The organism is Spiroplasma endosymbiont of Polydrusus pterygomalis (assembly GCF_964030635.1).
Classification (GTDB): Bacteria; Bacillota_I; Bacilli_A; order Mycoplasmatales; family Mycoplasmataceae; genus Spiroplasma.
This window is the reverse complement of the sequence record NZ_OZ034909.1, coordinates 1,038,748-1,051,571: the sequence shown is the minus strand read 5'-3', so window position 1 is coordinate 1,051,571 and position 12,824 is coordinate 1,038,748. Positions and strand designations below refer to the sequence as shown.

20 protein-coding genes and 2 pseudogenes are annotated in these 12,824 nt (G+C 24.1%); 11 read left to right on the top strand and 11 right to left on the bottom strand.

Annotated features, from left to right (window positions below):
- Window positions 1–88 precede the first annotated feature (88 nt).
- Together ACQH23_RS06820 and ACQH23_RS06815 are read left to right on the top strand one after the other, a co-directional pair.
- A complete protein-coding gene (locus tag ACQH23_RS06820) occupies window positions 89–622 on the top strand; it encodes an IS30 family transposase (RefSeq protein WP_425377749.1) in 534 nt (177 codons plus the stop codon).
- 13 nt (window positions 623–635) lie between these two features.
- A complete protein-coding gene (locus tag ACQH23_RS06815) occupies window positions 636–1,040 on the top strand; it encodes an IS30 family transposase (RefSeq protein WP_425379322.1) in 405 nt (134 codons plus the stop codon).
- 568 nt (window positions 1,041–1,608) lie between these two features.
- Here the strand turns inward: ACQH23_RS06815 and ACQH23_RS06810 are convergent.
- Together ACQH23_RS06810 and ACQH23_RS06805 are read right to left on the bottom strand one after the other, a co-directional pair.
- Entirely contained in the window at window positions 1,609–2,538 is a 930-nt protein-coding gene (locus ACQH23_RS06810; protein WP_425377748.1) for an ISNCY family transposase, read from the bottom strand.
- A 15-nt stretch (window positions 2,539–2,553) separates the two neighbouring features.
- Entirely contained in the window at window positions 2,554–2,856 is a 303-nt protein-coding gene (locus tag ACQH23_RS06805) for a hypothetical protein (RefSeq protein ID WP_425377747.1), read from the bottom strand.
- Window positions 2,857–3,103: 247 nt separating this feature from the next.
- Between ACQH23_RS06805 and rplU the strand changes: the two are divergent.
- The 3 genes and pseudogenes from rplU to rpmA form a co-directional block, all read left to right on the top strand.
- Window positions 3,104–3,394, top strand: a pseudogene (gene rplU, locus ACQH23_RS06800) (50S ribosomal protein L21); the annotation flags it as partial.
- Window positions 3,395–3,519: 125 nt separating this feature from the next.
- Window positions 3,520–3,834, top strand: coding sequence for a ribosomal-processing cysteine protease Prp (locus ACQH23_RS06795; RefSeq protein ID WP_425377746.1), 315 nt, complete (start codon window positions 3,520–3,522; stop codon window positions 3,832–3,834).
- 2 nt (window positions 3,835–3,836) lie between these two features.
- Window positions 3,837–4,127 (top strand): 50S ribosomal protein L27, encoded by a 291-nt coding sequence (rpmA, locus tag ACQH23_RS06790; RefSeq protein WP_425379321.1) that lies wholly within the window; start codon window positions 3,837–3,839, stop codon window positions 4,125–4,127.
- A gap of 879 nt (window positions 4,128–5,006) precedes the next feature.
- On the opposite strand, the gene ACQH23_RS06785 is transcribed toward rpmA, so the two are convergent.
- Window positions 5,007–5,690 (bottom strand): IS3 family transposase, encoded by a 684-nt coding sequence (locus ACQH23_RS06785; protein ID WP_425377745.1) that lies wholly within the window; start codon window positions 5,688–5,690, stop codon window positions 5,007–5,009.
- Window positions 5,691–5,863: 173 nt separating this feature from the next.
- Window positions 5,864–6,127 (bottom strand): hypothetical protein, encoded by a 264-nt coding sequence (locus tag ACQH23_RS06780; protein WP_425377654.1) that lies wholly within the window; start codon window positions 6,125–6,127, stop codon window positions 5,864–5,866.
- 261 nt (window positions 6,128–6,388) lie between these two features.
- Between ACQH23_RS06780 and ACQH23_RS06775 the strand changes: the two genes are divergently transcribed.
- Genes ACQH23_RS06775 through ACQH23_RS06765 form a run of 3 tightly spaced genes read left to right on the top strand, consistent with a single transcriptional unit; the run spans window position 6,389 to window position 7,174 of the window.
- A complete protein-coding gene (locus ACQH23_RS06775; RefSeq protein ID WP_425377744.1) occupies window positions 6,389–6,535 on the top strand; it encodes a hypothetical protein in 147 nt (48 codons plus the stop codon).
- Window positions 6,520–6,990, top strand: a complete 471-nt coding sequence (locus ACQH23_RS06770; protein ID WP_425377743.1) for a hypothetical protein — start codon at window positions 6,520–6,522, stop codon at window positions 6,988–6,990. Before ACQH23_RS06775 ends, ACQH23_RS06770 begins: the two co-directional genes overlap by 16 nt.
- 4 nt (window positions 6,991–6,994) lie before the next feature.
- Window positions 6,995–7,174: a hypothetical protein gene (locus ACQH23_RS06765; RefSeq protein WP_425377742.1), complete on the top strand. Its 180-nt coding sequence runs from the start codon at window positions 6,995–6,997 to the stop codon at window positions 7,172–7,174.
- Between the two features lie 134 nt (window positions 7,175–7,308).
- Here the strand turns inward: ACQH23_RS06765 and ACQH23_RS06760 are convergent, their stop codons facing one another.
- Window positions 7,309–7,533: a hypothetical protein gene (locus ACQH23_RS06760; RefSeq protein WP_425377741.1), complete on the bottom strand. Its 225-nt coding sequence runs from the start codon at window positions 7,531–7,533 to the stop codon at window positions 7,309–7,311.
- Between the two features lie 127 nt (window positions 7,534–7,660).
- Between ACQH23_RS06760 and ACQH23_RS06755 the strand changes: the two genes are divergently transcribed.
- The 3 genes and pseudogenes from ACQH23_RS06755 (at window position 7,661) to ACQH23_RS06745 (ending at window position 8,781) form a co-directional block, all read left to right on the top strand.
- Complete coding sequence (locus tag ACQH23_RS06755) at window positions 7,661–7,924, top strand: hypothetical protein (protein WP_425377740.1); 264 nt, start codon at window positions 7,661–7,663, stop codon at window positions 7,922–7,924.
- Window positions 7,891–8,163: pseudogene (locus ACQH23_RS06750) on the top strand (hypothetical protein); the annotation flags it as partial. The gene ACQH23_RS06755 and the pseudogene ACQH23_RS06750, both read left to right, overlap by 34 nt.
- 21 nt (window positions 8,164–8,184) lie before the next feature.
- Window positions 8,185–8,781 carry a DDE-type integrase/transposase/recombinase gene (locus tag ACQH23_RS06745; protein WP_425377606.1) on the top strand — a complete coding sequence of 199 codons (597 nt, stop codon included), beginning with the start codon at window positions 8,185–8,187 and terminating at the stop codon, window positions 8,779–8,781.
- A gap of 72 nt (window positions 8,782–8,853) precedes the next feature.
- Here the strand turns inward: ACQH23_RS06745 and ACQH23_RS06740 are convergent, their stop codons facing one another.
- The 6 genes from ACQH23_RS06740 to ACQH23_RS06715 all read right to left on the bottom strand — a co-directional run bounded on the left by ACQH23_RS06740 (window position 8,854) and on the right by ACQH23_RS06715 (window position 12,813).
- On the bottom strand, window positions 8,854–9,507 hold the full coding sequence (locus tag ACQH23_RS06740; protein ID WP_425377739.1) for a hypothetical protein: 654 nt from the start codon (window positions 9,505–9,507) through the stop codon (window positions 8,854–8,856).
- Window positions 9,508–9,522: 15 nt separating this feature from the next.
- A complete protein-coding gene (locus ACQH23_RS06735) occupies window positions 9,523–10,491 on the bottom strand; it encodes a hypothetical protein (RefSeq protein WP_425377738.1) in 969 nt (322 codons plus the stop codon).
- The gene (locus ACQH23_RS06730; RefSeq protein WP_425377737.1) at window positions 10,481–11,056 is read right to left on the bottom strand and encodes a hypothetical protein; all 576 of its coding nucleotides are present in this window, start codon (window positions 11,054–11,056) and stop codon (window positions 10,481–10,483) included. Before ACQH23_RS06730 ends, ACQH23_RS06735 begins: the two co-directional genes overlap by 11 nt.
- A gap of 123 nt (window positions 11,057–11,179) precedes the next feature.
- On the bottom strand, window positions 11,180–11,398 hold the full coding sequence (locus ACQH23_RS06725; protein WP_425377736.1) for a hypothetical protein: 219 nt from the start codon (window positions 11,396–11,398) through the stop codon (window positions 11,180–11,182).
- A 6-nt stretch (window positions 11,399–11,404) separates the two neighbouring features.
- Window positions 11,405–11,890, bottom strand: a complete 486-nt coding sequence (locus tag ACQH23_RS06720) for a hypothetical protein (protein ID WP_425377735.1) — start codon at window positions 11,888–11,890, stop codon at window positions 11,405–11,407.
- Complete coding sequence (locus ACQH23_RS06715; protein WP_425377734.1) at window positions 11,836–12,813, bottom strand: hypothetical protein; 978 nt, start codon at window positions 12,811–12,813, stop codon at window positions 11,836–11,838. Before ACQH23_RS06715 ends, ACQH23_RS06720 begins: the two co-directional genes overlap by 55 nt.
- Window positions 12,814–12,824: the final 11 nt, after the last annotated feature.

Sequence of the window (12,824 nt, the reverse complement as noted above, 5' to 3'; positions counted from 1 at the left end):
TGCAAGTAAATAAAATTGCAAAAAATCTCATATAAAAATTTTATGATGCTAAGTTTATTTTAGAAAAAATAAAGCAAGGAGTTTTTATATGGGATATAAACATCTTGGCATAGATGAAAGAATTTATATTGATAATCAATTGAAGTTTAAAATAAAAATTAGTGAAATAGCTAAAAATCTTAATCGAAGTATTAGTACTATTATTCGAGAAGTTAATAGAAATAAAGATAATAATCATTATTTTTCATTAATTGCACAAAATAAAGCAGAAAATAGAAAACAATCACATATTTATTTTCATAAGTTTAAAAATAGAGAATTAGTAAAATATGTACAACAAAAATTATTATTAGGTTGATCACCCGAACAAATTTATGGCAGAATTAAAAATTTTCATAAAGAATGAATTATTAGTTTTAAAACAATTTACAATTGAATTTATTCTGGATTACTTGAAAAAGTTACTAATAAAAATTTAAGAAGAAAAGGTAAGAAACGAAAATATCAAGAAAATCGGGGTAAATTTAATGGTAAATCAATTAAAGAACGAAATGCTAATGTTAATAATCGCGTAACTCTTGGTCATTGAGAAGGTGATACCGTAAGTATCATCACGAGGTAAAAGTAAATCATGTTTAATAACTTTAGTTGAAAGAACATCAAGATTTACTTTAGCAATATTAGTTGAAAATAGAACTACTAAAGTTATTAACGAAAATATTAGCCATTATTTATCAATTCTTCAAAATAATCTTGTTAAGACTATAACATTTGATCGTGGTAAAGAATTTGCTAATTGACAACAACTTGAAAAAAATTTAAATGTGAAAATTTATTTTGCTAATGCATATTCACCCTGACAAAGAGGTACTAATGAAAATACTAATGGTTTAATTAGAGAAAAATTTCCTAAAAAATTTAATTTTTCAAATACTACTAAAAATGCAGTTCATAAATTTATATTGTCTTTAAACCAAAGACCAAGAAAAATACTAAATTATCTTTCGCCAATCGAATATTTGGTTAGAAAAATAATTTAGTTGCACTTAACTTTACAATTTGGCATAAAGAGTTTTCTACAAAATTAAAGTAATAAATTAAAAAATATATTTACAATTCAGGTTATGCAATGTTTCTTTTAACTGAGATATATAAATAAAAATTTTTCTAGATTATTATTAATATATAAAGTTAGGAGAAACATTTTTATATGGCTAAAGGTAAAATAAAAGGGTCTAAAGATCATTCTTTTGAATTTAAAGAAAAAATTGTTAATGAATATTCAATTAACAATAAATCTTATAGTGAAATAGCAAAAGAATATCATATTAGTTTAGCAACTATTTCAAAATGAGTAAATCAATTTCAACAAAATAAAGAAATTCTAAAAGAACGAAAAAAGCGAAAAGATTTTGAATTAAATAAGTTTAAAAAACCCTTAGAACGTGAAAACTATTTATTAAAAAAAGAAAATGAAAGAATAAAAGCTGAGAATGAGGTTTTAAAAAAGCTTGAAGCTCTTCCAAAGATAAAAACAAAAACAAACATTAGAAAACAAATTGCTTTTATTAAATCAGAATGTCAATATCTAGCAAAAATTTCGCAAAATTATTTAATTGATAATGTTTGTAATGTATATTGATTATTTCAAGGATGATTTGGTTTTGGTTTATGTGCTTTAGATTTGGGAACTTTGTTTTCAATATTTTTAATAGGAACCGTAATGTATTCTAATAAATTATATATTTGATTGTTATATTTTAAATATAATGTTTCATCAAATGCTTTAATTACTGTAATTTTTGTTTTTGAATTAAAGACTTTTAACTTTTTATTATTATAAGCCATATATTTTTTATTGTTATAACTAATTGATGAACCATTGTCTGTTTGTCGCGTTGAAGTGATTGATAAAAATAAATTAATTTTGTCATTATTAGGAGCGTCAACAAAGACAGAATTGTTATAATCAATAGGAATGGCAAATTGTTTATTGAATTTGGTTATAAATTCTTTTAAGAATGTATTTGCTTCTTCAATAGTGGTTACTCCTGCGAGAATTAATTCATTTTTCAAGCGATCTTGTAGAGCGCTTCATAAACGTTCAATTCGTCCCTTTGCTTGGGGAATTGAAGTAGTTATGATTTTGACACCTAATTCATCACAGCATCGGCTGAATTGAGTAAAGGTGTCTTTTTCTTCGGTTTTATCACTATTTTTTTGATATGTAAAGATTGTTCGTTTATCGGTATAAAATGTCATAGGAATTCCATAATTTCGTAAAATTTGATGTAAAACATTATAATAACCTTGTAATGTTTCTTGATAAGCAAAATATAATCCAACAACCGTATTTGTTGTATCATCAATTGCGCCATGTAAAAATCATTTTGGACCATTTGGTCCTAATCAATGATGTTCACTGGCATCAGCTTGTAATAGTTCGCCGAAACATTTTCGACGTTCTCTTAAAGGGTGGGTTTTATCTTTTTTCTTTATTTTTTGTTTTCGAGGTGTTTTAATTTGATTTAAGGACATTAATTTGTATAAAACTTAATATGAAATGTTTATTCCTTCATTTTCGATTAATTTTTCTTTGAAATGAGTAAAATTAAAGCCAATATATTTAGTTTTATATAAATTTATAATCTTTTCACAAATTTGTGGATTTGTTTTATTGTTAGCTATCCTTCCACGAGAATGGTGAGCAAATGATTGACTATTTTGTGGATCATAAAGTTTTATAAGTTGTTCAATGCGACGAATTGATAAGTGTAAAATATTTGCAGCTCTTTGCTTTGATATTTTATTGTTAATAATTTTTTCAATTGTTTTGTATTTATGTTGTTCTTTCATTGTTAGTTTTCTTTCCATTGTTATCACCATTTTTAATTTTAAATGGTTGCGAGATTTTTGCTAGATAACTATTACGAAATTATCACAAGATAAGGACAATTAAAGAAAAAATTTATTGATTTTTTTTTAGATGACGATATAATTAATTATGGTTGTTTCAGTTTCAACCGCTCTTTGACTTTTAAGTACCTAAAGGATATGCAATATTTATCTACTTACAAGGCGAGTATAAACTGGAGGTGTAAAAATGTTTGCAATAATTAAAACTGGAGGGAAACAACTTCGTGTTTCTCAAGGTGATGAAATATTTGTTGAGATGTTAAATGGCAATGAAGGTGAAAAAGTTAATTTCACTGAAATTTTAATGATTGATGGTGAAGTAGGGACTCCTTTTATTAAAGGGGCATCCATAACAGGAACAATTTTAAAGCAAGGAAAACAAAAGAAAATTGTTGTTTTCCATTATAAACCAAAGAAAACACAACATAAAAAATATGGGCATCGTCAACCATATACAAAAGTTAAAATTGATGAAATCTTGTTATCAGAAACTACGAAAGCATCTACAACAGCAACAGCGGCTAAACCAGCTGCTAAAAGTTCATCAACAATATCAGCAAAAAAACCAACATCAAAAACAAAAAAAGTAACGAGTAATACATTATGATTAAAATTATAATTACTAAAACTGAACAAAAAATTAAAAAGGTTGAAATTACTGGTCATGCGAAAGCATCTGAATATGGCAAAGACCTTGTTTGTGCGGCAATAGCAGGAATTGCAACGGGTGGTTTAAATGCAATTGATCAAATTAAACCAGATAATTGTGAGTTTCTTGTTAAGGAAGGACTAATTAATATTATTGTCAAAAATGATAGTGCTGACTTACAAGTTATGTTACAAACAATTTATTATCAATTTTTAACAATTTATCAGCAATATCAAAAATTTATTAGTGTAAAGGAGGTTAAAGAATAATGATGAAGTTCTTATTAGGGTTACAATTATTTGCTTCAAAAAAAGGAGTAGGGTCGACTAAAAATGGTCGTGATTCACATTCAAAACGATTAGGCGCAAAAAGAGCTGATGGCCAATTAATTAGGGCAGGATCAATCATTTATCGTCAACGCGGAACAAAAGTTCACCCAGGAGTAAATATTGGGCGTGGTGGAGATGATACCTTATTTGCCTTAATTGATGGAATTGTTAAGTTTGAAAAATTTGGACGAAATAAAACAAAAGCATCAGTTTATCAAAAACAAGTTAAATAAATACTTTAATTTTGTCGAAAACTCTTAATATTTTAATAAAATCAGGATTTTATTGGGTTTTTAATAAAATGGACTTTTTACAAATTTCTATATTTTATAGGGGTTTTTAACTTTATCAAGAGTTTTCGACAAAATTAAAAAAGATTTTTATAAAAATTATTTTAAATGACATAACTATATTATATTATGTTTTTTAAAATGAGGTGAATTAATGAAGTATATTGTTAATGATTTTAATTTAAGCGATTTACAAGCAAAATTGCAAGATTTTTTAAGTAAAAATTATCAAAATAAATATTATAAAAGAATAAAAAAAATATTTGCATATATTAATTTATGTAAGGATTTTTTTCTTAAAATTAAGTCGTTATTAAAAGATTTAATTAAAAAATATTTTAAAAATAAATTTTCAACTTTTTATTACTGAGAAAATAAAATTATTATTAAAATCAACAGTTCCTAATAATATTAATTATCAATATAGTGAAGATATTCGCAAAAATATCTGTAATTTATATTTTGAATATTGTAATAAACACGCTGGTGGTGTTTTATCTTTACTTTATAATTTAAAAAAGGGAATTCATGGTGAAGAATTAAAAAATAAAGCACCTAAAAATTTAAAAACATTTCTTCGTTGACTTAAAAAAGATGAACGATGATTAAAAATGCCAAATTGTAAAGTTAAGTGCAACTAAATTATTTTTCTAACCAAATATTCGATTGGCGAAAGATAATTTAGTATTTTTCTTGGTCTTTGGTTTAAAGACAATATAAATTTATGAACTGCATTTTTAGTAGTATTTGAAAAATTAAATTTTTTAGGAAATTTTTCTCTAATTAGACTGCACCCCGTTTAGTAAGTATTAATAAAAAGGTTTACAAACTTTCATTTATTATATCTTTTTCTTTTTGGTTTGAATATCATTTATTTCATTTTTTAACATCATTAATATATTCATTATGAGATTTATAATTTTTATTATGGATTGTTCCTTTTTTAAGTAATGAATGAAAACTTTCAATAATAATGTTGTCTGCACAATTATAATTTTTACCCATTGAAATTATAATTTTGTTATCTAAACATTTACTATTATAATCTTTAGATGTATATTGATATCCGTGATCTGAATGAATTATTGTTTTATTTAGATCTTTTTTTATTTTTTTAATTTTATTAATTGCAGCATTTAAATTATCAATTACAAGTTTGTTATTATTAAATTTTGATCATTTTACATCAATAATTTCTTTAGTATATCCATCAATTATTGTTGATTGATAATGTTTTTTACCATTTCAAATTAAATAAGTTACATCAGTAAATAAAATTGAAAATCTTTCTTTAATATCATTAAAATTACGATTTACTAAATCAGGATATTTAATTATATTTTTATTTCTATTTTGTTTTATTAATATTTTTCTACGCATACGCTTTACATATTCAGCTTGAATATTATTTTCTTTCATAATTCGTAATACTTTCTTAGCATTATAAACAATGCCATAATCTTCTTTTAAATATTTGGTAATTCGACGATAACCAAATTGTTTCAAATTTTCTTCATAGACTTTTACAATATTCTTTAATGATTCGCTATCCTTACCATTACTTGAATAATTTTTATATTTATCTCAATAACTACGCTTTAAATTTGTTATATCAAGTAATAAATTTAGTGGATATTTATTAATGTTTTCTTTGATAAAAAATACAATTTTTCTTTTATTTAATTGTAAAAGTCATGAAGCTTTTTTAGTAATTCATACCTAACTTTGTAATAGTTTAAATCTCTTTTTTCAAATGATTCTTTTGGACCTTTATTGGTGTTTAAAATTCCTTTCTTAAAATTTTCATACCATGAAGCAACAGTTTTTTTATTAATTGCATATTTTTTTGCAATAAAACTTATACTATTATTTTTAACCTCTTGTCCTATCCTTTTTCGAAAATCTGCTGTATATTTATTAAATTTTTGTCCTTTTCTTGCCATATAAAAATGCACCTCCTTTAAAAGTTTAGCAAAGACTTTTTTTCTTTACTTACTTTTTTGGGTGCAGTCTAAAATAGTGAATATTCGCCTTGAAATAAATGACCAAAAGAAATGGTTGAAGCAAAATTATATCGTAAATTAGCCCAATAATTAGGTGTAGATATTACTGACATTGATTTAGATGAAAAAGAAATTAAAGAAGATGGTAATTTTGATTATATACCTTTTAATGATATTACTGTCGCCAAAAATAAGGGGCATATGAGCGATGAACCCTTATCAAACAATATAAATACCTCATCTTATATAGAAATAGCGGATACAAACAATAATGTAGTTAAAGAAGAAGATATTTCTAATGTAGTACCAACAGTTAATAATAATGATGAAGAATGAGCAACTTGATAAAAATAGGTATTGACCCATCAGGGACTGGTACTACTGCTATCGTTACTTTTAAAGATAATAAATTAATTGATAAATCCGAATATACACATTATGATTGAATTACACAACCCGATATTATTTTAGATGTATTAAGACCAGATGCAATTATTAATATTGAAGATTGTTTATATACATCTGCTAACGCAAGTAAAGATAGGGATGATTTATTAAAAGTAATTGGAACAGTTAAATACAATACAAAAAAAGTACTCAATATTAATTGAGTATCACCAAAACACACTAAATCAATTGTTAAAAATATGGAAAATTTAAGTAAATATAATGACAGTTGTATATGAGAATTTGATAAAGATAGTAATTTAATTTATCAATATGATAAAGGTTGAAAATATAATAATGATAAGATAAGTAATCATTTACGAGATGCCATTATTATTGATAATTATGAGGTTTAATATTATGAAAGAATCATATAATCAAAAAACAGGAAAATATTATTCTTGTAAAATTCGAAATGTTAATATTTACTTAAATGAAAATGAAGAAAAAATTTGAAATAAATTATCTAACTTTGATACTTATTCACAACGAATAGAATATCTTATTAATTTTTATATAATTCACAACAAAGAAAAATAAAAAATAACCTTAATTGATTATTTTTTTTAAATACTATTTGTTAGTTGTCTAATAGCATCTTTTTGTGCTTGTTTTTTGTCGTTTACTTTAACTTGTTTTTTAACATTTTTAATTTGACCTGTTTTTAGGGCTAATTATGTTGCATAATCAGGTCCTCGTAAATGTTTTTCGTGGGCAATAACAGCCGTTCTTAATTCTCTAAGTTCTGCTTTATATTTTTTAATTTTTTTAGCAGATAATCCAAGAATACCAAGACTACCCATTCCACCAGCACCAACTAACACAAGTAAAGCAATCATTAATGTTTCATTCATGTTTTTGCTTCCTTTCTTATCCTTACTCAAACAGTAGCCATCCATTCTTTCAGAACAAAATAATTTATAAATTAAGCTATATAACCACCCAAAATATCTACTAGACTGCACCCAAAAAAGTAAGTAAAGAAAAAAAGTCTTTGCTAAACTTTTAAAGGAGGTGCATTTTTATATGGCAAGAAAAGGACAAAAATTTAATAAATATACAGCAGATTTTCGAAAAAGGATAGGACAAGAGGTTAAAAATAATAGTATAAGTTTTATTGCAAAAAAATATGCAATTAATAAAAAAACTGTTGCTTCATGGTATGAAAATTTTAAGAAAGGAATTTTAAACACCAATAAAGGTCCAAAAGAAAAAAGAGGAAAAAGAGATTTAAACTATTACAAAGTTAGGTATGAATTACTAAAAAAGCTTCATGACTTTTACAATTAAATAAAAGAAAAATTGTATTTTTTATCAAAGAAAACATTAATAAATATCCACTAAATTTATTACTTGATATAACAAATTTAAAGCGTAGTTATTGAGATAAATATAAAAATTATTCAAGTAATGGTAAGGATAGTGAACCGTTAAAGAATATTGTAAAAGTCTATGAAGAAAATTTAAAACAATTTGGTTATCGTCGAATTACCAAATATTTAAAAGAAGATTATGGCATTGTTTATAATGCTAAGAAAGTATTACGAATTATGAAAGAAAATAATATTCAAGCTGAATATGTAAAGCGTATGCGTAGAAAAATATTAATAAAACAAAATAGAAATAAAAATATAATTAAATATCCTGATTTAGTAAATCGTAATTTTAATGATATTAAAGAAAGATTTTCAATTTTATTTACTGATGTAACTTATTTAATTTGAAATGGTAAAAAACATTATCAATCAACAATAATTGATGGATATACTAAAGAAATTATTGATGTAAAATGATCAAAATTTAATAATAACAAACTTGTAATTGATAATTTAAATGCTGCAATTAATAAAATTAAAAAAATAAAAAAAGATCTAAATAAAACAATAATTCATTCAGATCATGGATATCAATATACATCTAAAGATTATAATAGTAAATGTTTAGATAACAAAATTATAATTTCAATGGGTAAAAATTATCATTGTGCAGACAACATTATTATTGAAAGTTTTCATTCATTACTTAAAAAAGGAACAATCCATAATAAAAATTATAAATCTCATAATGAATATATTAATGATGTTAAAAAATGAAATAAATGATATTCAAACCAAAAAGAAAAAGATATAATAAATGAAAGTTTGTAAACCTTTTTATTAATACTTACTAAACAGGGTGCAGTCTATACCACCCCTATATATAGTCTATTTTAATAAAATTTAATTATTAGTTTCATAATTATTATTTATATTTAATTTTTTGTTATTTTCTTCTTGTTTTTGTTTTTTAATATTTTCGTTTTGTATATTTTTAAATATTTCTTCTGTTATACCATCTAAATTATTTCATTGTTTTGCTATTCTTGGTTGAATAACGCGCGGATTAATCCGACAATCTAAGCAATATCTTAAATGGTCTTTTTTTCATTTTGATTTATCAATTAAAATAATAATTAAAGAAATTATTAAAGTAATTAAAGGTAAAATTGTAAATACTAATCCCATTTTAGAAACTTTTAATCGTGGAATATCAATTTTCATATCTACTTTTGGTTTACTACTAGCAACAAATATACCCTGAATCCCATGTGTAAATAAAGGTGTTAATAAAATAGCGATGCCATTACCTCAATATTGACCATAATTATATCAATCAATTTTTACTTTAATTGCATCAATCATTCCATATTCTAACCAACAATTTAATGCTAAAAATATTAATGTATAAAAACTAACTACTAAACTACGAATTTTATATTTTCTTTCTCATTCTCTAATATCTTTATGATTTCAATTATAAGTCGGAATAGGGTCTTTTTTAAATCAATTTCAAGGTAAGGCACCCTTTAACCAAGTTGTTTTATCTTGTTTCACTAATTAAATTCCTTTCTAACTTACTTTTTTTCTTTCAATGTGTAAATCAGAAAGTGTTCCATCTTTTTGTCCGGTATATATAGCAATAATTCCGTCATCTTCCAATTCTACACGATGAGAAAAAACGTTTTCTAATTCAAATGATCCAACAGTTATTTTTCCCCTAAAATTTTTGTATGTTGATAAATAATAATGATTTTGATTACTTGTTTTAATTCAAATATTGTATTTATAATTTTCTTTATCTCAATTTTGTATTTCATAATCAAACCTTGTATTATCTAAATCACTAGTGTCAACAATTTCTCAATCATTTATATTAATTTTAATATATTCGTTATAATCAATTTTAGAAAAATCATTAATAGTTGGATAAGTTATACTTATTGAATTATCAGTTTGTACTCGTTCTTTTAAATAAAATAATAAAGTTTCATAAAATGTTTTTTTAGTAATATATTTATATTCTTCTTCTCAAGGATGAGCATAATTCCCTAAATGATAATTATATGGTCTCGTAACTGTTTTACTAGATATAATATCAATTATTTCACCAGCTAATTTTAAAGCATTTTTAACGTCACGAGTAATATTTTCATTTGCTTCGGGGTCATTTGTTTGTGAATATGCCACACCACCTTGTGAAAATGAAGCACTACCAGTTAAATCATTAACTCCTTTTGGTAAATATCAATTCATAACTGCTAATAAACAAGCAGATTGAATATAACTTAATCATTTATCATATTCAATTAAACCTGTATTATCTTTTTTTACTCATGGAAATAAATCTTTTTTATTAATCTTATCTGAAATTGTCCCACCTGATAATCTATCCATTCATAAACTAGTTTTTAAGATAGCATTATAAATTAAATTATCATTATAAGCAGATTGCTTACGATCATTAATAGGTTGTCAAAGTTTACTTTTTTTAACATCTTCAACTGTTATAAATAATAAATTATTTAAATTACTTTCCATATAATACACCCCTTAATTGATTACGATATTTATTTCTTAAATTAGATAGTTTATAACTATTAACTTTTCTTTGTACTTTTTTAATTTTTCAAATAGTTTGATTAGTTTTATAAAACATACTTTTAACTGGTGTTTTATATAAATTATTAATATTTTTAACATCACTTTTTCGCTCTCGATATCATTTTTTGTTATTAATTTCACCAGCAAAATTGAAATTAAAGTGTCCAATCTTTAAATTATTAATAAACGTTTTAATTTGTTGTAATTTTTGAATATGTGGTAATGTTAATTTAATATTTCCTTTTGGGTATTTTTCTTTTAATTCTTTTGGTAATCTTTTTTTAATATAATCTCTTAAATGACTAGGTAATCATTTTCTTAATCAATAACGCCAAAATAAAGTTCCTGCATTAGATACAGCATTACTTAATAATTTTCAAATTTTAAATGGAACACTAGGATAAACATATGGACCATAAAACTTCGGGTGTTTTGCTGTTTTTGTATATATTAAAATAGTTAAATTACCTGTTAAAGTTAACTTATTTGTTATATTAAACATACCACTATTAAGCCAACTACTATTTAAAGGTTGTCAATTAGTGTTTAGATAATTTTATTTTTTAAATTGTTCTCTATTTTTAATATTGTTATCTTTTTCTAATTTACTTAATATTTGTTGAATTTATTTTTTATGACCTTTTTTAATTAAATTTAAATAAGTATAAGGATCTAATCACTGATAAATATCTTCAATTTTATTTGTAATCTTTTGAAAAGGATTAGCATAATATGAAGCAAACTTATTAACCTTATTAATTAAATTAACAAACTTATTTATTAAAGGTTTATTTCCTAAATTTTCTGTTAATAAAGTTAAAATTCGTAATATTAATAAATTCATTGTTTATTAAGAATTTTTAATTACTACTTCAATTGACTTTGTTTTACCAGTTGCTTTGTTTTTACCTTCAATTAAAACTTCAACAATTTTATCATTTGTAATATCAATTGGTCAGTCTTCACCTTTAGGATTAATAGAATAATCAAAATCATTTTCAGTTAAAGAACTATCTACAGTTTTAACTGCTTTTAAAACAACGTCTTTAAATTGTGGTTTTAATCATCCATCACTAACATCTTTGGGATCTGGTAAATTAATGATTGGTTTATCTAATTTATTTATTTTACTAATATCTATTTTAGCAACATCTGGTGTTAAAATTACATTAGATTTTGTTGTATTTATTGGTGTAGAAATTTCATAATCAACCGGCACTCTAAATGTTTTATTTAAATTACTTTTAGCAGTATCAATTTCTTTTTGTGTTGGTTGTTTTTCTAAAATAATCTTACATGTTTTTGGATATAAAATAGTTGCAGTTGCATATTGCACTTTACCAATTCATTTAGGGGGTTAGCAGTATCATTATCTAAAACTTGTTGAATGGTATCCATATTAATTGGATATGCTCATACTTGTTTATTAATAAGTAAACCATTTATATTAGTAAAATTATAACCTTTATCTCGGTTAACTTGTCCTTTTGTATATGTTTTTTCTAAATGAAAACTTTTTGATACCGGAATACCCATTACGGTATTTTCATATAATTCACCGTTAACCATTGCTTTTAATTGAGCTTGTGAACCAATTACTTTTAAATAAGCAGGTGTTAATCCTAAATAGGATCTTCGTCCTAAAACCATAAACATTTTATCGGTTGGTAAACCAAAATATAAATTACTAATTTGATTTGTTAATTCAATCAAAGTTTCATTTAATGTAAAGAATGCTTTATTTGCATCATCGGCACTATCGGCTGTATAACCACGAAATGGAATTACTTCATATTGACCATCTGCTAAACAATAATCATAAATCCCCTGAATTAATTCACATTCTAAATTAACAAATTTATTCTGGACAACACTAGCAATAGCATCAGCAATAATACCATTTTTAATATTTTGTTCTATCATTGCTAAATCAAATGCTTCATTCATTAATTTTAAATTAAATCTTTTATTAATAGGCACCGGAATTCTTGTTAATCCCATAGTTTGAGTTGCCCCACCATTTGGTAACGCATAATCATCTTGTCATACCACACGATGAGTTAAATTATATAACGCTTGTCCTGCATTAGGTAATCAAGCAACTTGTTCTGCTGTTGCAGTTGCATATTGCATAATACTTGCATGCTCATTCATTAATGGTCCTCTTAGCATAGCGTTAACCATATCAACATAGGCTTTTTGACCTGTTGTATTACCTTGTAATGTAAAATGTACTTGCGGCAAATTAATTGTTGCCATAATATTCACTC